This is a genomic window from Streptomyces tyrfis (assembly GCF_037034285.1).
Lineage (GTDB): Bacteria > Actinomycetota > Actinomycetes > Streptomycetales > Streptomycetaceae > Streptomyces.
This window is the reverse complement of the sequence record NZ_JBAGJZ010000080.1, coordinates 1-19,517: the sequence shown is the minus strand read 5'-3', so window position 1 is coordinate 19,517 and position 19,517 is coordinate 1. Positions and strand designations below refer to the sequence as shown.

Here is a 19,517-nt window from a genome sequence, read left to right as displayed (position 1 = left end):
TACAAGCCCCGGCGGTGCCGGAATACTGCCTCTGCACCCCGGCCGAGCAAACTCCCTTCTTCAGGAATCCGGTGTCGTCACCGATCAACTGTCGCCCACCCAGACCCTGGCCGACGAACACTGCAGTTGTGGAGTCGCGTTGTTCCACGCCACCGGCCGCCCACTGCCCAACGTCACCCTCCACGACTGAGCCGCTCAGCGCCTCGGGCCTCGGGCCTCGGGCCGCCCTCACCGACGTACTACTCATCGGATGCGGCGTCCCGCTGATCCGCACGGCCCACAACCACCTGCGGCGACCGAGCACTCCGACCATCCGCTCGGCAATGCGTCTGTCCAGCGGAGGGCGTCTGCTCAGCAGGGCATCTACTCGTCGAGGACCGCGGTGGCTTCGATCTCGACCAGATGGTCGGGGATGTCCAGCGCCGCCACACCCACCAGCGTGGCCGGCGGAACGGGGGCGGATCCCAGCTTCGCGGCGGCCCGGGACATCCCGTCCAGGAGCAGGGGCATCTTGTCGGGCGTCCAGTCGACGACGTAGACGGTCAGTTTCACTACGTCGTCGAAGGTTCCTCCGGCTTCGGCCAGAGCGGTGTTGATGTTGAGGTAACACTGCTCGATCTGCGCGGCGAGGTCGCCTTCGCCGACCGTGGTCCCTTCGGCGTCCCAGGCGACCTGCCCAGCGATGAAGACCAGTTTCGTCCCGAACGCGATCGCCACTTGCCGATAGACGTCGACCTCGGGCAACCCGCTGGGGTTCACCAGAGTGATGGCCATTCTGCCTCCTCGTCGCGAGAGACGCTCGTGGTCTCTTGTGGTTACTCGGCAACCGTAGGAGAGTGGCCGCTGACATGGAAGAACGCACTTTTCAGTGACTGGGGAACCTCATGGTGACCAAGCAGTTCATGGGCACACCCAAGGACGAAGCAGACCTGACACGCGCGGACTCGTTGGCACGGGAGATCTTCTCGGACGTCGCCAACAAGTGGGCGCTCCTGATCATCGAGGCTGTGGGTGACCGCACCCGGCGCTTCACCGAGTTGCGCGACGAGGTCGAAGGCATCAGCCACAAGATGCTCACCCAGAACCTGCGCATGCTGGAACGCAACGGCCTGCTCTCGCGACGCGTGCACCCCACCGTGCCGCCACGGGTCGAGTACACCCTCACGGAGCCCGGCCGAGCCCTGCGCGCGACGGTTGGCGCGATGTGCGACTGGACCCAGCGGTACCTCAGTCACATCGAGACCGCGCGCCGCCACTTCGACGCCTGACGGCTGGAGCACCCGCCTGCACGGCCCATGGGCGGTCGATCCGGAACAGTCAACTGACCTGCCACGCACCATAGGTGACCACGGACCACCTCTACACTCTCCAGGCAGCCCAAGACCTCGGCACGCACGGCCCTGCCGTGCCAACAGGCCCGGTCGGCGGCCGGGGAGCATACGACGGGCTCGTTCGCGCCACGCGGCTCATCTGAGGTGACGGCGTCGGTTTTGGTGCCGGTGACGGCCGTCGGGCATGGCACAACCACCTCGGGCTGCCGTCGGCCGCACTCTGATCCTCTGGCGGTCATCGGCAATGCGGACGCGGCCGGCCCACGGCAGTCGGCAGGGGAATGCGGTCCGATCCGCACCAGTCGTGTCGACGGAACGTCGTCGAGCGCTTCGTGGTGACAGAACCCGGCGACCGTTCCCGGTCACGGCACTGCGCAGGCGGGGCCCTCGTTCACGTGAGGTCGAAGGGGGCCGGGGCGTGTCGTTCCCAGATCCGGCGGGAGGCCTCTTCCGGGTACGGCAAGGTCTTGGACTCGGTATCGAGGACGCGAGTCAGTCGTCGCCCGGGCCGGTGGACGGGCCATCCGGGGTCACCGGTCGTGGCGAAGCGGACCCAGGCACGCCGCAGTTCCCGGGACACGGCCGAGACCTCTGGCGTTGGCCGGTCGCCGAAGAAGTGCCGGCCGGCGGGACTGTCCGGCGTGCCGAACGCCAGGGGGACGTCGAGGCTGTGGCAGGCGCCCAGGACTCCGCCGGACGCCGGGGCCGTCAGCTGCAGCTCAAAGAGGAACGATGTGCCTCCAGCCGCTTGATTCGCCTGGGCCAGATGCAGTGAGGGCATCCGGAAAAGCGCATCGGAGTAGACGAGTTCGATCAATTCTTCAGGGGTGGCCCGCGGGTGGGCGGCACGATAGGCGTCGGCGCCGTCTGGTGCCGGGGCGAACAGGTCGAGGGCCGTATGCGCTTCGGCCTCGGTGAAGGTGCCCAACCGCCCCATCATGACGCTGAACAGCCGGAACTCATCACGGGTATGGCCGACGAGGAGGTCGATTCCTCCTGCACGGCCGTCGGCCGGCGCGGTCCAGGGCGTTTCGGTGAGCACCGCGCCGTCGAGGACCGGGCACACGGCGACGCCGATCTGCGAGAGCCGCCCCCACTTCTCGCGGCGGCCGGGAAGCTCGGCGCCGAGGGCGGTGAGCTCGCCGGCCAGGCGCAAGGGGTCGATGCCGGACAGGGCTTCGGCGTCGGGGGCCGCACCGACCCGGCTCGCGAGCGCGACGACGACCTCTTCCGCCAGCGCACGGGTGCACAGCGTGCCCGGGACCGAGTGCGCGATGGCCCTGCGGAACAGCCCGCGCGCCCGCTCCATCGTGAGCAGGGCCGCGATCGACCCCGCCCCGGCGGACTGTCCCGCTACCGTGACCTGGTCGGGGTCCCCGCCGAAAGCGGCGATGTTGCGCCGTACCCATTCCAGGGCCGCGATCTGGTCGAGGAACCCGCGATTGGCCGGGGCGCCCTCGAAGAGAGCGAAACCCTCGGCCGCCACCCGGTAGTTGACGCTCACCACGACTAGGCCCGCGCCGGTCAGAGCGGCGGGGTCGTACATCGGATCGCTGGAGGCCCCCGCGATGTAGGCGCCACCGTGGATCCACACCAGCACGGGCAGCCCGGCCGCCCCCAGGGCCGGAGTGCTGACATTGAGCGTGAGCCAGTCGTCGCCGACCGAGCTCTCGGCCGTCGGTCCCGCCTGCGGAACCACGGGTCCGAATTCGGCCGCCTGCCTCATCCCGTTCCACCCCTCAACCGGCGCCGGCGCCTGGAAGCGCAGGGGCCCGACCGGCGGTTGCGCATAGGGGATGCCACGGAACACCGCATGGTTCTCCCGCCAGCGCCCTTCGACGAGGCCCTCCGCAGTCCGTGCTCCTGGGTGTTCGGACATGCCACGTCCCTCCTCCGCGAACGGACTCCCCAGTTTTTACCGGTCAGTTGTAATATGTCAACCGTATGAGAAAAAAGGGAGGCCGACGATGCCCAAGCAGGTGGATCACCGCGAACGCCGCGAGACGATCGCCCGAGCACTGTGGCGCGTAGTGGAGCAACGCGGCATCGCGCACGCGAGCGTCCGCGAAGTGGCCCAGGAAGCGGGCATCTCCCACGGCGCGGTGCAGTACTACTTCAGCACCCGGGAAGAGATGTTGGTCTTCGCCATGGACTTCGCGTCCGAACAGACGTCATCGCGCGTCGCCGAAGCCGTCGGAGAACTCGACAGGGCCGCCGGGGAACTCGGCAGGCCGCCGCACCCCCGCGACACCCTCCGGGTGATGCTCGCGGAGATGCTCCCGCTGCATCCCGACGCACGCGCGACGAGCCGGATGAGCGCCGCCTACGTCCTGGAGGCGCTGCACAACGCGAACATCCACACACGCGCACGCGACGGATTGGCTCACGGCCGCGACCTCGTCGAGCAGATCGTCCGCCGGGCGATCACCGACGGCCACATCAGCCCCGACCGCGACCCGGCGACGGAGACCAACCTGCTCCTGGCGCTCACCGGCCTGACCCCGCTCATCGAACTGAGCGTGATCGAGCCCCAAGAGGCCCTGACCGCCGTCGACCAGCACCTCGACCGGCTGTTCACGACCAGGCCCTGACCGCGCCCAACCGCCGGCGGTCGTGTTCCGGCCCAGACGCTTTCGGCTCGCGGCCGCCGGCACTCCCGGTCCCGCCGCGCGTACGCATGGCGGGACCGAGGTCCGGGGCCGGGCCGGCTTCGGCTTCGGCTTCGGCTTCTTGCCGCCCGTACCCGTATCCAGCCGGAACGCCTGACACGTTGCGCGAGCCCCGCGTGCGCGGGGGCAGTTCACGTCAGCCGGGTGCGTCGTCCCGCCCTGCGGACCATCCCCACGCTCGCGGGGAGCAGCTCGGTGTCGGCTGCGATGACGTCGGAGAGGCCGGACCATCCCCACGCTCGCGGGGAGCAGGCTTTCTGACCTGCGGGTTCGGGCTGCGGGCGGAGGCTTTTCGTCAGGTGCGCGGTTCCCATCGGAAGCGGCGGGCCGCGATCCAAGTGAACAGCCCGGTCCAGACGAGGGCGAGCACGGTCCTGCCCAGCGCGCCGCCCAACGACAGTTCCCCGGTCCATCCCGAGCGCACGAGGTCGACCGTGGAGGAGAGCGGGGCGAACATCAGCGGCTCGCCCAGGGCGTCCGGCAGCACCTCCCGGGGGATGTAGACCCCGGAGATCATCGGCAGGATGAAGGTCGCCGGCAGGGTGGCGACCAGCACCGACTCGACCGTGCGGCACAGCGCCGCCGTGGCCGCCGCCATCGCCGTCATGAGCGCGACGCCGGTGAGCAGCCCCGCCACGGCCGTGAAGAACTGGCGCGGGGCCGCCTCGAACATCACGGACAGCACGGCCGCCACCACGACGATCTGCACCACGCAGATCGCGACGTACATGGAGGCGCCGCCCGCGAGGATCACCGGATCGGACACTTCCCCGGTGCGCAGCCGTTTGAGGACGAGTTCCTCCCGGCGCGCCACATACAGACCGGTGATGGACGAATACAAGGAGAAGACCAGCAGGATTCCGGTGGCGGTGGACACCATCAGCGGGCCGGCGTCGAGACCGTGCTCGCCCAGCTCCATCTGTTCCTGCACGAACCGCATCGCCATGAGGATCATGACCGGGACGAGGAGCACGAAGATGTAGTTGGACTTGATCCGGTTGAACAGCTTCCATTCGATCCGGAACAGAGTCCGCATGTGCCGCATCGCCGCGCTGTTCGCGCCGTTCACGCTGTTCGCACCGTTCACACTGTTCACGCCATTCAGGCCGTTCGGTCCATTCAGGCCGTTCGCGTCGCTCACGCCGCCGCCCCCTCCCCTTCTCGCTCTTCCCGCTCTTCCCGCTCTTCCAGCTCTTCCTGTCCCTCCAGCCGCTGCCGGGTTCCGTCGACGCCCGCGATGCTGATGAACGCCTCTTCGAGGGAGGCCGGCCGCGCCGTGAACCGGTCGAGCACCACGTCGTGGTCCTCGGCCCACGCGAGCAGGCGGGCCGCGTCCTTCTGGAGTTGCTGGGTGGTGACGGTGACCCGGCCGTCGCGTTCCCGCACCGTTCCGCCGACGGGCAGTTCGGCGGCCGTCCGCCCGGTCAGGCCGAAGGACAGGGTGGACGGGTGGTCGGCGACGATCTGCGAGACGGAGCCCGAGGCGGCGATCCGGCCGCGGTGCATGATCGCCAGCTGGTCGGCGAGGGATTCGGCTTCTTCGAGGTAGTGCGTGGTGAGCAGGATCGTCGCCCCCCGTTCCTGGAGCTCGCGTATCAACTCCCAGGTGGCGTGGCGTCCTTCGGGGTCCATGCCGGCAGTGGGTTCGTCGAGGAAGAGAATCTCGGGCCGCGACAGGGTGGCGATGGCCAGGTCCAGCCGCCGCTTCTCCCCACCGGACAGGTTCTGCACCATCACCTCGCGGCGGTGGGAGAGCCCCGTGAGCTCCAGCGCCCGGTCGACCGTACGAGGCCGCGAGGTCAGGTCGGCCCACATCCCGACGGTTTCCCGCACGGTCAGGTGGGAGATGAACCCGCCCTCCTGCAACATCGCGCCGGTACGCGACCGGATTCGCGCGCGGTCGGCGACGGGGTCGAGAGAGCCGAACAGGCGGATGCGCCCTCGCCGCGGTGTCGCCAGCCCCTCCAAGAGCTCGACGGTGGACGTCTTGCCGGCCCCGTTGGTGCCGAGGAGGGCGAACAGCTCCCCCGGCCGGACGCTGAAGCTGACGCCGCGTACGGCGTCGAACGCGCCCTTTCCCCGCCCATATCGCCGCCAAACATCTTCGACATCAATATGAGCGGCTTTCTTTTCCACTGCTTCCGCCACGTTTTCCATCCTCCTCGCGCGTGGGGGGGTGAGGCTCAACCGATCCTGACACGACCACCCCCTCCCGGCGAACCGGATTAACCAATTCCGAATCGCGGCAACAAACGCCGGACCCCTCGATTTGAGCTTCTCCTGAGGTTCGACGTCTTTACACTTCCCGACCCCTTGAAATTCGGACATTCAACTCAATGATCAACAAACGACACACCTAAAGATTTGGCCAAGGTGGCCTTGACTCGTGCTTTGCACTCGATTAACTTCGTCTCCAGCAGAGCGGCAGGGCGTCTGACCAGCGAACTTGTCGCCGTGTCGAACGGGGTGCGGGGAATCACGGCAAGCGGTCGGACATTCTCATGTCCAGCCCCCCTTTCCGGTCTCCCCAATAGCTATTCACCACTCCTTTGCCACTCACTGCACGCATGAAGCCTGGGTGAATATTTCTTCCAGGTGGCACCACTTCAGTTATCACGGCTCACGAGAATTTCCGTTCGCCGTTTTATCAAGCGGCGCTACGGGGTTTCTCCATGCCCTGATCCCATGGAAAGGGAAATTCATGCTCGTCAAGAAGGTGAACGCCAACGCGTCGCTCGCGGGTCTTCTGGAGGCGGGCTCGCCCGCCGGCGGTGCGGCCCCGGTCATGGCCACCCCCGCCCTGATCGCGACGCCCGTGATCGCCAAGGCTGCCGGCGCCGTGGTCGGCGCCGCGGCGGTGACCGGTGCGGCCTACGCGGCGTACAAGGTCGCGACCGGCTGACCCAGGCGTACGCGCCTGCCCGGGCACCACGCCTGACGGGCGTCCCGCCCGCCCCGGCGCTCTCGCGCCCTCGCGCCCCGCGCCCCGTACGACGCTCTCGTCCCGGGCTCGCGGATCGCATCGCCCCACACCTGGGACCCGAGACCTGGGGACCCGAGACCTGGGATTCCGAGGCCCAGGATTCCGAGACCGGAACCCGAGACCGGGGAACCCGAGCCGTTCCCGGCCCTGTTCCCGATCCCGGCCCTGCTCCCGGCCCCGGCTTTGTTTCCGGGCCCGGCCCCGGTCCCGTTCATGAGCGTGTGGTGCGAACCCCACCGCAGCCCCCGTTCGGGCTGCGCCAGACGGACCGGTTCTGGCAGGCAGTGCTGGTGCCTGCCAGAACCGGCCCCTGTCCGATTTACCAGATCAAAGGAGGAAGCACCATGTCGGTGCTCATCGAGAAGGTCAACGCAGGTATCGGTCAGCCGACCGACGGCCCGGTCGCCCCGGTCATGGCCACTCCGGCCGCCTTCGTGGCGGGCGTCGTGGCGGGCGCGAAGGCGTCCGCCATCCTCGTCGCCGCCGCCGGCGTCGGCGTCGCGGTCAAGACCGCCCAGAAGTAACGGGAACCACCGGCGGGGAGCCCCCTGGTCCGGGGCTCCCCGCGCTCCGCCACGCCACCACAACAGCCAAGCGAACAGCGATACCGCGACCGCCGGGCCATGCCGCAGCGGCCGAGCGGTACCGCAACAGCCAAGCGATCAGGAACAGATCATGTTGTCACGTCTCCGCAAGGTGGCTGAACGGGCATGCGCCACACCGCTCACCACCGCCGAGCGGCTGTCCGCCGCCACCCATCTCCTGTCCAGCCTCGAGTACATGGTGCGCAGGGCGGACCGGGAGCCGGGCGGACTGAACGACTGGACCCACACCAGGGCGCAGGTCCCGGCCAAGACCCGGGGCATACAGTCGGTCAGGGACTTCATCGCCCGTGAACCGGTCACCCAGGCCCTACACGGCTCCCGCGCCCTGGCGGCGGCGGTGCTCATCTCGCCGGTGCGCAACAACACGGTGCGGATGGCCGCCAACGCCTACCTGACCGTCAGTCAAGTCCTGGTGTATCCCCGCCATCTCTTCGGCACGGACGGCTCGGACCAGGTGTCCTTCCTGGTGCAGACCGCCGCCGCGCTCGGTCGCGCCGGCGGCACGGACGCCACCCGCACCGCCGCCGTGCAGTTCATCGGAGCCCAGACCGTGCTGTCGTACGGGGCGTCGGGCTGGGCCAAACTCCCCGGCGACGCCTGGCGGTCGGGCGACGCACTGGCGAAGATCATGCGGACCCAGACCTACGGCGACGAGTGGTTCTTCAAGCAGCTCGACAGGTACCCGGCCGTGTCCCGCGCGATCTGCCACGCGGTCCTCGCCCTGGAATGCGGGTTCCCGCTGCTGCTGCTCAGGAAGGGCAGGTACATCGAGGCCGGTCTGCTGGTGATGGGTCTCTTCCACCTGGCCAACGCCCGTTTCATGGGACTCTCCCGCTTCGCCTGGGCGTTCGTCTCGACCTACCCGTCCGTGCGCGCACTCGCCAAGGGCACCGGGGAGGCGTCGTGAGCACCCGGACCGCGACGAGCTTTCCCCGGCTGACGGCGGCGGGCCTGGCGGCCTGCCTGGCCGTCGGCCTGGTTCACCGCACCTACGCCAACTTCGCGTCCCGCCGCGGTCACGCCGGCTTCGAGCAGCGCCGACGGCGCTGCGGCAGCGGCAACATCGTCACGTACCACGTACGCCGCGGCAGGCCGGGCGGTCCGACGCTGGTCCTCGAAGCCGGGCTGATGAACACCTCGGCGTCCTGGCTGCTGGTGGCCGACCACCTCGACCCCGGCATCTCCGTCCTGCTGTACGACCGCGCCGGGTACCGCGGTTCGCTGCGCCGCTGCCCCGAGGACTACTCGCTGAACGAGTCCGTGAACGATCTCCTGGAGGTCATCGAGGAGGGCGTGGCGGGTGACAGCCCCTGTCTGCTCGCGGGACACTCCCTGGGCGGCTACCTCGCCCACCGCGCGGCGGCGGCAGCCCCCGGCCGGGTCCACGGCCTGATCCTCGTGGATCCCACCCACCCCCGCGAGCTGCTGCACTCCCGCAAGCAGCGCGAGGGCTCGCGCGGCGTGAACATGACGATGAAGCTCGGCCCGTGGTCCGCGGCGTTCGGCGCGGGCGTGCTGATCGACAAGAAGGGCCTGTTCGCCTTCGCCGAGGGCAACCCGTACTACCGCACCCTGCGGATCGAGAGCTCCTCCACCTCGACCTGGTACAGCGCGCGCCGGGAGTGGGACTACTCGTACGCGTTCATGCTGGACGGCGGGCGGCCCCTCGACTCCCTGCGGATACCGGTCCGGGTGGTGGCCGCCGAGGCGACCCTGCGGCAGACGCCCGAACACAAGGACCTGTACGAGGAGTACATCGCTTCGGGGACCGGGGGCGAGATCCTCACCGTCCCGGGCTCCACCCATCTCTCCCTCACCGGCGGGACCGACCACGCCCCGCTCACGGCACGGGCGATCGAGGACGCGGTGGCGGACGTCACCGCCCGGTTCGCCACCGGGGAACAGCGACGCGCCGGGGAGCAGCAGCACCCCGAGGAGGCACGGCGCCCCGAGGAGCAGCGACACCCCGGGGAACAGCAGCACCCCGAAGAACAGCGGCACCCCGAGGAGGCGGCGTGAGCAGGACGGCGACGGTGATGGAGCGGGCGATACCCGCGCTCTTCGCCGGATGGTTCGTGGCCTCCGTGCTGTCCCAGCACCCCGACCGGGGCTTCGACAAGGTCCGCAAGGCCGACAAGACCGGCACCGGGATCGCGATCCCCAACTGGCGCTTCTTCGCGCCCAACCCGGCCGTGGAGGACCAGCACTTCCTGTACCGGCTCGCCAGCGCGGACCGGACGCGGCACACCGAGTGGCGCGAGGTGTACGCGATCAACCCCCGCAAGTTGGTCCACGCCTTCTGGTTCCCCGGCCGACGTGCCGAGAAGGCCATCTTCGACGTCGCGTCGACGCTCGTCCACAACCCCGGCGCGATGACCCCGTTGCACGAGGAGGCCAAGAAATCGGCCTATCGGCTCGTCAACGAATTCGTCCGGACACGTCTGACGCCCGAGCCGGGCTACCCGCTGTTCCAGGTCCTGCTCGTGCGCTACTCCGGCTACGACCACAGCGAGGACCCCAAGTACGACCTGGTCTTCGACTACGAAGAGGTGAACCCGTGACCCACGACGTGCAGTACGGCACCGCGGTGGCGTCCGTCTACGACTCCCTGATCGCCCCGGCCATGCCGACCGACGAGGCCGTCGACCGGCTCCGTCCGCACGTCACGGGCGCGCGGGTGCTGGAGATCGGCGTGGGCACCGGCCGCGTGGCGCTCCCCGTGTCCGGACTCGCCCGCGAGGTGACCGGCCTGGACAACTCTCCGGCGATGCTGGACGAGTTCAGGTCCAAGGGAGTTCCCGCGAACGTCACCCTGCTGGAAGCCGACTTCCGTCGGCCGCTGACCGCCGACGCCGCCTCGGCCGGCCCCTTCGACGCGGCCTACTCCACCATGGGCTCGCTGGCCTGTGTGCGCTCGCGCGAGGAACTCACGGCCGCCTTCGAGAACATCCACTCCGTACTCGCCCCGGGCGGCTCCCTGTCGCTGGAGTACTACTCCGTCGCCGCGTACCTGCCGCTCGTGGCCCAGCACACACTGACCGTGCCCATGCCGCACCATGGCGGGACAACCACCTTCACCGTGGTCCTCGACGAGCACGACGTGCTCACCATGGACACCCGCGTCGACAAGGACGGTGAGCCGCCGGTCGAGTTCAGCGAGCGGATTCTGCTGATCGCCCGCGAAGAGGTCGAAAGCTGCCTGGCCGAGGCCGGGTTCACGGTCGAACAGGTCCGTCCCGCCGAGGGCTTCCAGCCGTACGACTGGTACGTGGCCCGCCGCACCGGCCGGGAAGGAGCCGGGCAGTGCTGACGGCAAGCCGCACGGCATGGTTCTTCTCCGCCTTCGCGTTCGCCCTGCCGAGCATGCTCGTGCTGTTCAGGGAGGACGACGGACTGACCCGGCGTTCCTGGGTGCTGAGCGTGATCCTGGCGGCGAGCATCGCCTCGGTCATCGCCGTCGTCTTCGGTGAGGGAAAGTCGTGAACATATCCGAGATCGTGCGCCGCCACCGGGTGCTGCTGGCCGTCGGCATCCTCCTCGGCCTGCTGGGCACGGCCGCCACCCTGCTGCAGCCCCTGCTGATCGGTGACCTGATCAAGGCGGTCGCGCTGGATGAATCGGTGACCGGGCCCATCGTCCTCATCGCCGCGCTCTTCGCCGCCGACGCGTTCCTGGCGGCCACGCACTTCTACCTGATCGGGCGCGCCGGCGAGAACATAGTCATGGACATGCGCACCACGCTCACCGGGCGTCTGCTGCACTCCCGGATCAGGGAGTTCAACAAGCTCGAACACGGCGATGTGTTCACCCGCACCGTGGCCGACACCTCCCTCGCCCGGGTCGCCCTGTCGTCGTCCGTGGCCCAGATGATCACGGCCGGGTTCACCAGCGTGGGCTGCATCGTCGTCATGGCGTGGATCGACTGGCGGATGCTGTTGGTCACCGCCGGCTGCCTGGGCGTCGCCTCCGCGGTGTCCCTGGGGCTGGCCCGGGCCGTCCGCAAGGTGGCCGTCACCAACCGCGAGGACACCAGCAACTACGGCTCCGGCCTGCTCAGGGTCCTCGGCGCGCTGACCACGGTGAAGGCGTCCCGCGCCGAGCGACGGGAGGCCGAGCGGCTCGAAGCGCTCGCCGACGCCGCGCGCGACAGCGGTGTCCGGGTGACGCGCCTGTCGGCCATGCTCCTGCCCGCCATGAACGTCGGCACCCAGGTCTCCCTCGCCGTGGTGATCGCCTGGGGCATGGCCCGGACCGCCACCGGGGCGCTGCCCATCGAGGACCTCACCGCGTTCATCATGTACCTGTTCTACCTGGTGTCTCCGCTGGTGATGCTGTTCATGGCCATCGGGGAACTCCAGCAGGGCAGGGCCGCCATCGACCGCGTGCGGGAACTGGCCGTGGTGGAGCAGGAGACCGCCGACGGCGACCCCGTGAAGTCGGCGGCCGGCGATGCCGCGAAGTCCGCGAACGACGACCCCGCGAAGACGACGGCCGGCGATGCCGCGAGGCCCGCCGACGCGGACGCCGCCGAGGCCGCGGCCGACGCCCCCGCGCCTGCCTCCGCCCTAGTCCACGACACGTCCGTCTCCGTGGAGTTCGACCGCGTGACCTTCGCCTACAGCGGTCAGCCCGCCCCTGCGGTGCGGGAGGTCTCGTTCTCCCTGCCCCCGGTCGGCGTGACCGCGGTCGTCGGCCCGTCCGGCGCCGGGAAGACCACCCTGTTCCAGCTCATCGAGCGCTTCTACGACCCCGACCAGGGCACCGTGCGCATCGCGGGCCGCGACACCGCCGCCATGCCGCTCACCGAGCTGAGGGGACGGATCGGCCTGGTGGAGCAGGAGGCCCCGCTGATGCGCGGCACCGTACGGGAGAACCTGGTGTACGCCCAGCCGGACGCCACACCCGACGAGATCGACGAGGCGCTGCGGGCGGCCCACCTCACCGAGGTGATCGCCGCCCTGCCCGACGGCATGGACACCGAGCTGGGCGAGGGCGGCCACGGCCTCTCCGGCGGCCAGCGGCAGCGTCTGGCCATCGCCCGCGCCCTGCTCACCAGGCCCGAGGTGCTCCTCCTCGACGAAGCGACCTCGAACCTGGACTCCGACTCCGAGACCGAGCTGCGGAACGCCCTGGTCACCATCGGCACGCGCTGCCAGGTCCTCACGATCGCGCACCGGGTCTCCACCACCATCGGGGCCGATCACATCCTGGTCGTCGAGGACGGCCGGCTGCGCGATCACGGCACCCACGCCGAGCTGATGGAACGCGACGACACGTACCGCAGGCTGGTCAGCCGCCAGCTCGCTCCGGCCGAGGCCGTGTCATGACCGACGCGGCGGTCGTCGGCGCCGGACCCAACGGACTCGCGGCGGCGGTGACCCTCGCCAGGGCGGGACTCCGGGTCGCCCTGTTCGACAAGGCCGGCGCCATCGGCGGCGGGCTGCGCACGGAGCCGCTGTTCGACAGCGAGGTGTCGCACGACATCTGTTCGGCCGTGCACCCGATGGCCGCCGCCTCGCCCTTCTTCCGCGCGTTCGACCTGGAGTCCAGGGGCGTACGGCTCCTGCAGCCCGCCATGCCCTACGCGCACCCGCTCCCCGGCGGTCGCGCCGCGGCGGCCTGGCGCGACCTCGCCCGCACCGCCGAGGGCCTGGGCGCGGACGGACCGCGCTGGACCCGGCTGATGGCCCCGCTGGCCGCCCGGTCCGGCGGCGTCGTCGACCTCGTCCTGTCCGCCCAGCGCTCCCTGCCCCGGGACCCGGCGGCCGCCGTGCTGCTCGCCGCCCGCGTCCTGGCCCACGGCACCCCGCTCACCCCGTTCGTCACCGAGGAGGCGCGGGCCCTCCTCACCGGGGTGGCCGCCCACGCGGTGGGGAAGCTCCCCTCGCCGGTGGCGGCGACGGTGGCACTGTTGCTGGGGCACGTCGCCCACAGCAGCGGCTGGCCGCTCCCGGAAGGCGGCAGCGCGCGCATCGCGGACGCGCTGGCGGCCGACATCGTCGCCCACGGCGGCACCATCCACACCGACCACCACGTCCGCGACCTGTCCGAACTCGGCGACGTCCCCCTCGTCATGCTGGACACCTGCCCCAAGGGGTTCCTCGCCCTCGCGGGGCGGCGTCTGCCCGACCGCTACGCGCGCGCCCTGCGCCGCTACCGTTACGGACCGGGCGCGGCGAAGGCGGACTTCCTGGTCAGCGAACCCATCCCCTGGACGAACCCCCTGGTACGGCAGGCCGGCACCGTGCACCTCGGCGGCACCCACGCCGACATCGTCCGGCGGGAGATGGCCACCGCGGCGGGACGCGCGGTCCCCGACCCCTTCGTGCTGGTCGTGGACCCCGCCGTCACCGATCCGTCGCGCGCGGCGGCGGGCAGGCGGCCGGTGTGGGCCTATGCCCATGTCCCGCACGGCGACGATCGCGACCCCACCGACCTGATCCGGCAACGCATCGAGGAGCACGCGCCCGGATTCGGTGACACCGTCATCGCCTCGCGCGGGATGCCCGCCGCCCACTACGAGGCGTACAACCCGAACTACGTCGGGGGCGACATCGGAGCCGGCGCCATGACGCTGCGCCAGTCCCTCGCCCGGCCGGTCGCACGCTGGGATCCGTACCGAACACCGCTTCCGGGCGTGTACCTGTGCTCGGCGTCCACACCTCCGGGCCCCTCCGTCCACGGCATGTGCGGCTACCTCGCGGCACGGTCCGCGCTCCGCACCCACCACGGACTGCGCACCCCGCCCGACCTCTCCCCGCTCGCTCCGGTCCCTCCGCTCACGCCGCACGCCCCGGGGCCGGAGAAGAACCTCTGATGCTTGCCCGGTGGGCGGCCGACCGAGGCCGCCCACGCCCCTCCCCCACTGAAAGGAGCAAGAAAGATGAACGGCATCGACAAGAACACCCTGGACGAGGTCATCGCCAAGACCTTCAAGGAGGTCAAGACCGCCATCGACACGCACAGCGAGAAGAGCGTCCACATGTACAGCGAGGCTCTCCGCGCGCTGGTGGAGCTGCGGCAGCAGGTCGTCAACGACGAGCGCGCCAAGGGCTGATGAAGCGGACGAGCGGCTACGAGAGCGCTCGTTGAGGAACCCTCCCGCGGGCTCGGCCCCGGCTTCCGCCCCCGGTCCACGTCCTGGTGCCGAGGCCGGCAGCCGGGCGCCGAGCCCTCTGCCTCCTTCGGCGGCGGTCGGCCCATCCGGCACGCCCCACTGACGACACATCCGCTTTCACCCTTTTGCCCGCGTTTCGCACGTTTTCATCTCGCCATGGAGACGATTACGTGAAGAGCGTGGACAGGACTGGAGACCGACGACAGGACAACACGAACGCACCGGCGTCCGCCTCGCGCCGACGGGTGCTGGCGGCGGCCGCGCTCGCGCCGGTGCTGGGCGCCGTCGCGCCGGCCGCCGCCGCGCGCACCCCCGGCGCGCCGCGCGGGGCCACCGCGCCGGGGCACGGCGGGCGGGTCCCGCCCGCGCCCAGCCGCCTGGCCGACTGGGCGGCCGTGGCGAAGGCGCTGGGCAGGGCCGGCAACATGCTGCGCGGCACGATCTATCACACGGGCTTTCCCCGGTGGGACCTGCACGTGGTCACGGAGGGGGTGCACGTCTCACCCGGGCTCGCCCTCGGTACGCATGTGGCGTTCGTCCGGTACGCCGACGGCAGCACGATGCTGATGGGCGATGTGGCCGTCACCGAAGGCGAGTTGCAGCGGGTGATCGACGCCTGGCAGGCGCACGGGATCGAGCAGAGCGCGCTTCACAAGCACCTGCTCGCCCAGAGCCCCGACATCTGGTGGGCGCATGTCCACGCACACGGCTACGACCCGGTGGCCCTGGCCCGCGGCCTGCGCGCCGGGCTCGACCGCACCGGCACCCCACCCGCCCGGCCGCCCCGGCCGACCCCCGTCGACCTGGACATCGCCGGAATGGAGGCGGTGCTGGGCACGAAGGGCGTCACCGAGGAAGGGCTGTACAAGGCGCTCTTCGCCCGCCGCGAGACGATCGCGGACCGGCATCTGATCCTGCCGCCCGGCCTGGGGTCGACCAGTGCGCTCAACTTCCAGCCGATGGGCGGCGGACGGGCCGCGCTCGCCGGCGACTGCGTCATGCTCGCCGACGAGGTCCCGGCCGTGCTGAAGGCCCTGCGCCGCGGCGGGATCCAACTTGTCGAACTCCACAACCATCACCTCGCCGAGGAACCCCGCCTGTTCTTCACCCACTTCTGGGCCGTGGACGACGGGGTGGCACTCGCGCGAGCCGTACGCCCGGCCCTGGACGCCACCGATGTCGTACCGATCGACGCCGGACCGACCGACTGAGACCGCCGGGCCGGGCTCCCGCCCCTGCCCCGCGCCCGAACCCGCGCACGCCCTCGCACCCGCGCCCCGTCCCCGGCGCCCTCGCCCGTACGCGGCGAGCAAGCACACCGTACGCATCGAACACATCGAACGTACGGGTCGCCGCCGAGCCGCGGCGCCGGACGCCCGCTCCGCCGGTCCAGCGAACCCGGACACCCCCGGCCGTGGGACGCGCTCCGCATATGGACCAGTCGGATGGACCAATCGGACCCCGGCGGCGCGTGTCGGCACGGAAGACCGGGCACCCATGTCCCGTCCAGCCCCCGACCGGCCCTGCACGGCCTCGATCAGCCCTGCACGGCCCTGCTCAGTCCCGACCTTCCCCGAACCGCCCGTCATCCCCTCTCCCTCTGGAGCTCCGCATGGAACCATCCACCGGTGCCCGGCTCTGCCCGTTCGACTACGCCGAGGCCCTCGAATTCGACCCGGTCCTCCGTCACTTGATGACCGAAGAACCCGTCTCCCGCATCCGGTTGCCGCACGGCGACGGCGACGCGTGGCTCGTCACCGGCTACGACGACGTGCGTACGGTGACCACCGACCGGCGGTTCAGCCGGCACGCGATCATCGGCCGGAACTTCCCGCGCATGACTCCGGAGCCGATCGTCCAGGACGAGGCCATCAACGTGATGGACCCGCCGGGCAGCAGCCGGCTCCGCAGCCTGATCTCGAAGGGCTTCGCGCCCCGCCACATGGAACGCATGAAGGTGCGCACCCAGCACGTCGTGGACGAACTGCTGGACCGGATGGAGGAGCACGGCGCGCCCGCCGACCTCTTCGCGCACCTGGCGGCGCCGCTGCCGCTGACCACCATCTGCGAGGTCCTCGACATCCCCGAGTCCGACCACGCACAACTCCGCACGCACGCACGGACCATGATGGACACCACCGTCGAGAACAAGCCGAACGCGATCCGGTCCAAGTCGGAACTCCGCGCCTACTTCGACGAGTTGACCGCCGAACGCCGCGCGAACCCCGGCGACGACCTGATCAGCGCGCTGGCCACGGCGCGCGACGGGGACGAGATCCTCAACGACCAGGAACTGACCGTGATGGCCATGGTGCTGCTCATCACCGGTCAGGACACCACCACGTACGAGATCGGCAACATCTCCTACACGCTGCTGACCAGGCCCGACGAACTTGCCATGCTGCGCGAGCGCCCCGACATGTTGCCGCAGGCCATGGAGGAGCTGTTGCGGTTCATCCCCTTCCGCAAGGGCGTCGGCATTCCCCGGGTGGCCCTGGAGGACGTGGAACTGAGCGGAGTCCTGATCCGGGCGGGGGACATCGTGCACGTCTCCTATCTGACCGCCAACCGCGATCCCCGGAAGTTCGACCGCCCGGACGAGCTGGATCTGGAGCGCGAGGGACCGTCCCACATGACGTTCGGCTGGGGCGGCCACCACTGTCTCGGCGCGCCGCTGGCCCTCACGGAACTCCAGGTCGCCATCGGAACGCTGCTCAGGCGCTTCCCCGCGCTGAAGCTGGCGACGCCCGCCGAGGAGGTGCGCTGGAACAAGACGTCGATCTGGCGCTATCCCCTGGAACTCCCCGTCACCTGGTGACGCCCCCACCGGTCATGGCGACCGGTCGTCGGCGGCCGGCCGAGGAGGACGGCCCCAGGAAGGAAACCGACCGTCATCGATGATGCGGCGTCGCGGGGCGCCCGGCAACCGGAACCGGAACCGGAACCGGACCAGACCGGAACGGAACGGAAGTCGTGTCCGGCCGGAAACGACCGGATGGCGACCGGACACAAAGGCCGGGTGCCCCGCTCCCGTACCGCGGACGCCGCCACCCCCGCCGCGCAGGGCCGCCGTACGGGTCCGGGTACGCGCCCGTCGTACGGGCCCGGCGTATGCCCCGCCGCACGCGCCTACCGCACGGGCCCGGCATACGCCCCGCCGCCCGAATGCCCCCGTACGCCCCCTCCGCCGCGCAGGGCCGCCGGCCCCTGCCACGCCCCGCCACGCCCTGCCACGCCCCGCCGTGCGCCCGGCGAGGGCCGCGTCCCGCCGCGCCGGGGAGCGGTTCCGCCGAGCGGTGGGCCGACGCGTCCCGACATGCGGGCCCGGTCCGCCTGCCGTAACGTGTTCCCGACGGCGACCCAAGCCGTGGCGGATCAGGATCCGCCCACAAACGGCGAGAACTCAGTCTTCGACGGTCGGCCCGTCCGCGCCCGTTCCAGGGGTATCGAGACCGGCGCGGGAATCTCACACGCTCCCCCACGCACTCCACCGTGCGTCCGGGGCCGTGCCGGACCTCCCGCCGGCTCCCTCCGCCACCCAGTCCCGGCGGACAAACCTCAAACCGTTCCGGGCCCGGCCGTGTGGACCAAGTCCGCTAGGAGGAGTTCCATGGCGGTTCTCTGCAAGCCGGCGATCGAGGTTCCCGAGCACATCATCACGAACGAGGAAACCCTCGAACTGGCCCGACGGTTGCACAGCGACCATCCACAGCTCGACCTGGTCCTTCGCCTGATCGAACATACCGGGGTGCGCAAACGGCACCTGATCCAGCCGATCGACAAGGTGCTCCAGCACCCGGGCTTCGACGCCAGGAGCGTCACCTACGAGCAGCACACCAAGGCACGGGTCCCGGCAGTGGTGCGCCGGGCGCTCGAAAACGCCGAACTTGAGCCGCGGCAGATCGATTTGATCGTGTACGTCTCCTGCACCGGCTTCATGATGCCGCCGCCGACCGCGTGGCTCATCGGTGAGATGGGCTTCCGCTCGGAGACGCGTCAGCTGCCCATCGCGCAGCTCGGCTGCGCCGCCGGGGGCGCGGCCCTCAACCGGGCCCACGACTTCTGCCGGGCGTACCCCGACGCCAACGTCCTGGTGGTCGCCTGCGAGTTCTGCTCGCTCTGCTACCAGCCCACCGACCTGGGCGTGGGTTCGCTGCTGTCCAACGGCCTGTTCGGCGACGGCATAGCCGCCATCGTGCTCCGGGGCCGCGGCGGCACCGGCGTACGGATGGAGCGCAACGGCTCGTACATCATCCCGGACACCGAGGACTGGATCTCCTACGCGGTCCGGTCCACCGGGTTCCACTTCCAGCTCGACAAGCGGGTGCCGGGAACGATGGAGCCCCTCGCGCCCGCTCTGAACGCGCTCGCCGAGGAGCACCAGTGGAACGCCGGGAAGATGGACTTCTACATCATCCACGCGGGCGGTCCGCGCATCCTGGACGACCTGTGCCGCTTCCTCGACGTGCCGCCCGAGGCGTTCCGCTTCAGCCGGGCGACGCTCACCGAGTACGGCAACATCGCCAGCGCGGTGGTGATCGACGCACTCGGCCGCATGTTCGATGAGGCGTCGGCGCTGGACGGCCATCGCGGCCTGATGGCGGGCTTCGGTCCCGGCATCACCGCCGAGATCTCGCTGGGCACCTGGGTGACGGACTCCGGTTCCTGACGTTCCCTCCCCCGACGTTCCTGGACGCTCCCCGATGCTCCTGGACGTTCCCTGACGTTCATGGACGTTCCCGGGCGGGGGGGGGGGGGGGGGGGGGGGGGGGGGGGGGGCCCCCCCCGGCGCCCCGGGCCGCCGGGGAGTCC

At 70.4% G+C, this 19,517-nt stretch carries 19 protein-coding genes and 1 pseudogene; 15 read left to right on the top strand and 5 right to left on the bottom strand.

Features of this window, described 5'->3' with window-relative positions:
- Together WA762_RS34445 and WA762_RS34440 are read right to left on the bottom strand one after the other, a co-directional pair.
- A pseudogene (locus WA762_RS34445) lies at nt 1–88 on the bottom strand (transposase); the annotation flags it as partial.
- Nucleotides 89–363: 275 nt separating this feature from the next.
- Nucleotides 364–774 carry a RidA family protein gene (locus WA762_RS34440; protein WP_335941524.1) on the bottom strand — a complete coding sequence of 137 codons (411 nt, stop codon included), beginning with the start codon at nt 772–774 and terminating at the stop codon, nt 364–366.
- A gap of 110 nt (nt 775–884) precedes the next feature.
- Between WA762_RS34440 and WA762_RS34435 the strand changes: the two genes are divergently transcribed.
- Nucleotides 885–1,268 carry a winged helix-turn-helix transcriptional regulator gene (locus WA762_RS34435; RefSeq protein ID WP_335941523.1) on the top strand — a complete coding sequence of 128 codons (384 nt, stop codon included), beginning with the start codon at nt 885–887 and terminating at the stop codon, nt 1,266–1,268.
- Nucleotides 1,269–1,722: 454 nt separating this feature from the next.
- Here the strand turns inward: WA762_RS34435 and WA762_RS34430 are convergent, their stop codons facing one another.
- Nucleotides 1,723–3,210: a carboxylesterase/lipase family protein gene (locus WA762_RS34430; protein WP_335941522.1), complete on the bottom strand. Its 1,488-nt coding sequence runs from the start codon at nt 3,208–3,210 to the stop codon at nt 1,723–1,725.
- An 88-nt stretch (nt 3,211–3,298) separates the two neighbouring features.
- On the opposite strand from WA762_RS34430, the gene WA762_RS34425 reads away from it, so the two are divergent.
- Nucleotides 3,299–3,922, top strand: a complete 624-nt coding sequence (locus tag WA762_RS34425) for a TetR/AcrR family transcriptional regulator (RefSeq protein ID WP_335941521.1) — start codon at nt 3,299–3,301, stop codon at nt 3,920–3,922.
- 373 nt (nt 3,923–4,295) lie between these two features.
- Here the strand turns inward: WA762_RS34425 and WA762_RS34420 are convergent, their stop codons facing one another.
- Nucleotides 4,296–5,096, bottom strand: coding sequence for an ABC transporter permease (locus WA762_RS34420; protein WP_335941520.1), 801 nt, complete (start codon nt 5,094–5,096; stop codon nt 4,296–4,298).
- A gap of 41 nt (nt 5,097–5,137) precedes the next feature.
- Nucleotides 5,138–6,115, bottom strand: a complete 978-nt coding sequence (locus tag WA762_RS34415) for an ABC transporter ATP-binding protein (RefSeq protein WP_335941525.1) — start codon at nt 6,113–6,115, stop codon at nt 5,138–5,140.
- Nucleotides 6,116–6,701: 586 nt separating this feature from the next.
- Here WA762_RS34415 and WA762_RS34410 point away from each other — a divergent pair.
- The 13 genes from WA762_RS34410 (at nt 6,702) to WA762_RS34350 (ending at nt 19,374) form a co-directional block, all read left to right on the top strand.
- The gene (locus tag WA762_RS34410) at nt 6,702–6,902 is read left to right on the top strand and encodes a hypothetical protein (RefSeq protein ID WP_335941519.1); all 201 of its coding nucleotides are present in this window, start codon (nt 6,702–6,704) and stop codon (nt 6,900–6,902) included.
- Nucleotides 6,903–7,327: 425 nt separating this feature from the next.
- Nucleotides 7,328–7,507: a hypothetical protein gene (locus WA762_RS34405; RefSeq protein ID WP_335941518.1), complete on the top strand. Its 180-nt coding sequence runs from the start codon at nt 7,328–7,330 to the stop codon at nt 7,505–7,507.
- Between the two features lie 151 nt (nt 7,508–7,658).
- Complete coding sequence (locus WA762_RS34400) at nt 7,659–8,495, top strand: hypothetical protein (protein ID WP_335941517.1); 837 nt, start codon at nt 7,659–7,661, stop codon at nt 8,493–8,495.
- Nucleotides 8,492–9,607: an alpha/beta hydrolase gene (locus WA762_RS34395; protein WP_335941516.1), complete on the top strand. Its 1,116-nt coding sequence runs from the start codon at nt 8,492–8,494 to the stop codon at nt 9,605–9,607. The genes WA762_RS34400 and WA762_RS34395 overlap by 4 nt, the downstream gene beginning before the upstream one ends.
- Nucleotides 9,604–10,149 (top strand): hypothetical protein, encoded by a 546-nt coding sequence (locus WA762_RS34390; protein WP_335941515.1) that lies wholly within the window; start codon nt 9,604–9,606, stop codon nt 10,147–10,149. The genes WA762_RS34395 and WA762_RS34390 overlap by 4 nt, the downstream gene beginning before the upstream one ends.
- A complete protein-coding gene (locus tag WA762_RS34385) occupies nt 10,146–10,898 on the top strand; it encodes a class I SAM-dependent DNA methyltransferase (protein WP_335941514.1) in 753 nt (250 codons plus the stop codon). The genes WA762_RS34390 and WA762_RS34385 overlap by 4 nt, the downstream gene beginning before the upstream one ends.
- The gene (locus tag WA762_RS34380; RefSeq protein ID WP_335941513.1) at nt 10,892–11,071 is read left to right on the top strand and encodes a hypothetical protein; all 180 of its coding nucleotides are present in this window, start codon (nt 10,892–10,894) and stop codon (nt 11,069–11,071) included. Before WA762_RS34385 ends, WA762_RS34380 begins: the two co-directional genes overlap by 7 nt.
- A complete protein-coding gene (locus WA762_RS34375; protein WP_335941512.1) occupies nt 11,068–12,915 on the top strand; it encodes an ABC transporter ATP-binding protein in 1,848 nt (615 codons plus the stop codon). The genes WA762_RS34380 and WA762_RS34375 overlap by 4 nt, the downstream gene beginning before the upstream one ends.
- A complete protein-coding gene (locus tag WA762_RS34370) occupies nt 12,912–14,405 on the top strand; it encodes a phytoene desaturase family protein (protein ID WP_335941511.1) in 1,494 nt (497 codons plus the stop codon). The genes WA762_RS34375 and WA762_RS34370 overlap by 4 nt, the downstream gene beginning before the upstream one ends.
- Nucleotides 14,406–14,471: 66 nt before the next feature.
- Nucleotides 14,472–14,645 carry a hypothetical protein gene (locus WA762_RS34365; RefSeq protein WP_335941510.1) on the top strand — a complete coding sequence of 58 codons (174 nt, stop codon included), beginning with the start codon at nt 14,472–14,474 and terminating at the stop codon, nt 14,643–14,645.
- 239 nt (nt 14,646–14,884) lie between these two features.
- Entirely contained in the window at nt 14,885–15,916 is a 1,032-nt protein-coding gene (locus tag WA762_RS34360) for a DUF1259 domain-containing protein (RefSeq protein WP_335941509.1), read from the top strand.
- Between the two features lie 401 nt (nt 15,917–16,317).
- Nucleotides 16,318–17,523, top strand: a complete 1,206-nt coding sequence (locus tag WA762_RS34355; protein ID WP_335941508.1) for a cytochrome P450 — start codon at nt 16,318–16,320, stop codon at nt 17,521–17,523.
- Between the two features lie 792 nt (nt 17,524–18,315).
- A complete protein-coding gene (locus tag WA762_RS34350) occupies nt 18,316–19,374 on the top strand; it encodes a type III polyketide synthase (protein WP_335941507.1) in 1,059 nt (352 codons plus the stop codon).
- Nucleotides 19,375–19,517 lie beyond the last annotated feature (143 nt).

Excerpts from the sequence above, each read along its gene's own strand:
- WA762_RS34440 (WP_335941524.1), bottom strand. The coding sequence starts at position 774 with ATGGCCATCACTCTGGTGAACCCCAGCGGGTTGCCCGAGGTCGACGTC.
- WA762_RS34435 (WP_335941523.1), top strand. The coding sequence starts at position 885 with ATGGTGACCAAGCAGTTCATGGGCACACCCAAGGACGAAGCAGACCTG.
- WA762_RS34430 (WP_335941522.1), bottom strand. The coding sequence starts at position 3,210 with ATGTCCGAACACCCAGGAGCACGGACTGCGGAGGGCCTCGTCGAAGGG.
- WA762_RS34425 (WP_335941521.1), top strand. The coding sequence starts at position 3,299 with ATGCCCAAGCAGGTGGATCACCGCGAACGCCGCGAGACGATCGCCCGA.
- WA762_RS34410 (WP_335941519.1), top strand. The coding sequence starts at position 6,702 with ATGCTCGTCAAGAAGGTGAACGCCAACGCGTCGCTCGCGGGTCTTCTG.
- WA762_RS34405 (WP_335941518.1), top strand. The coding sequence starts at position 7,328 with ATGTCGGTGCTCATCGAGAAGGTCAACGCAGGTATCGGTCAGCCGACC.
- WA762_RS34400 (WP_335941517.1), top strand. The coding sequence starts at position 7,659 with ATGTTGTCACGTCTCCGCAAGGTGGCTGAACGGGCATGCGCCACACCG.
- WA762_RS34370 (WP_335941511.1), top strand. The coding sequence starts at position 12,912 with ATGACCGACGCGGCGGTCGTCGGCGCCGGACCCAACGGACTCGCGGCG.
- WA762_RS34365 (WP_335941510.1), top strand. The coding sequence starts at position 14,472 with ATGAACGGCATCGACAAGAACACCCTGGACGAGGTCATCGCCAAGACC.
- WA762_RS34355 (WP_335941508.1), top strand. The coding sequence starts at position 16,318 with ATGGAACCATCCACCGGTGCCCGGCTCTGCCCGTTCGACTACGCCGAG.
- WA762_RS34350 (WP_335941507.1), top strand. The coding sequence starts at position 18,316 with ATGGCGGTTCTCTGCAAGCCGGCGATCGAGGTTCCCGAGCACATCATC.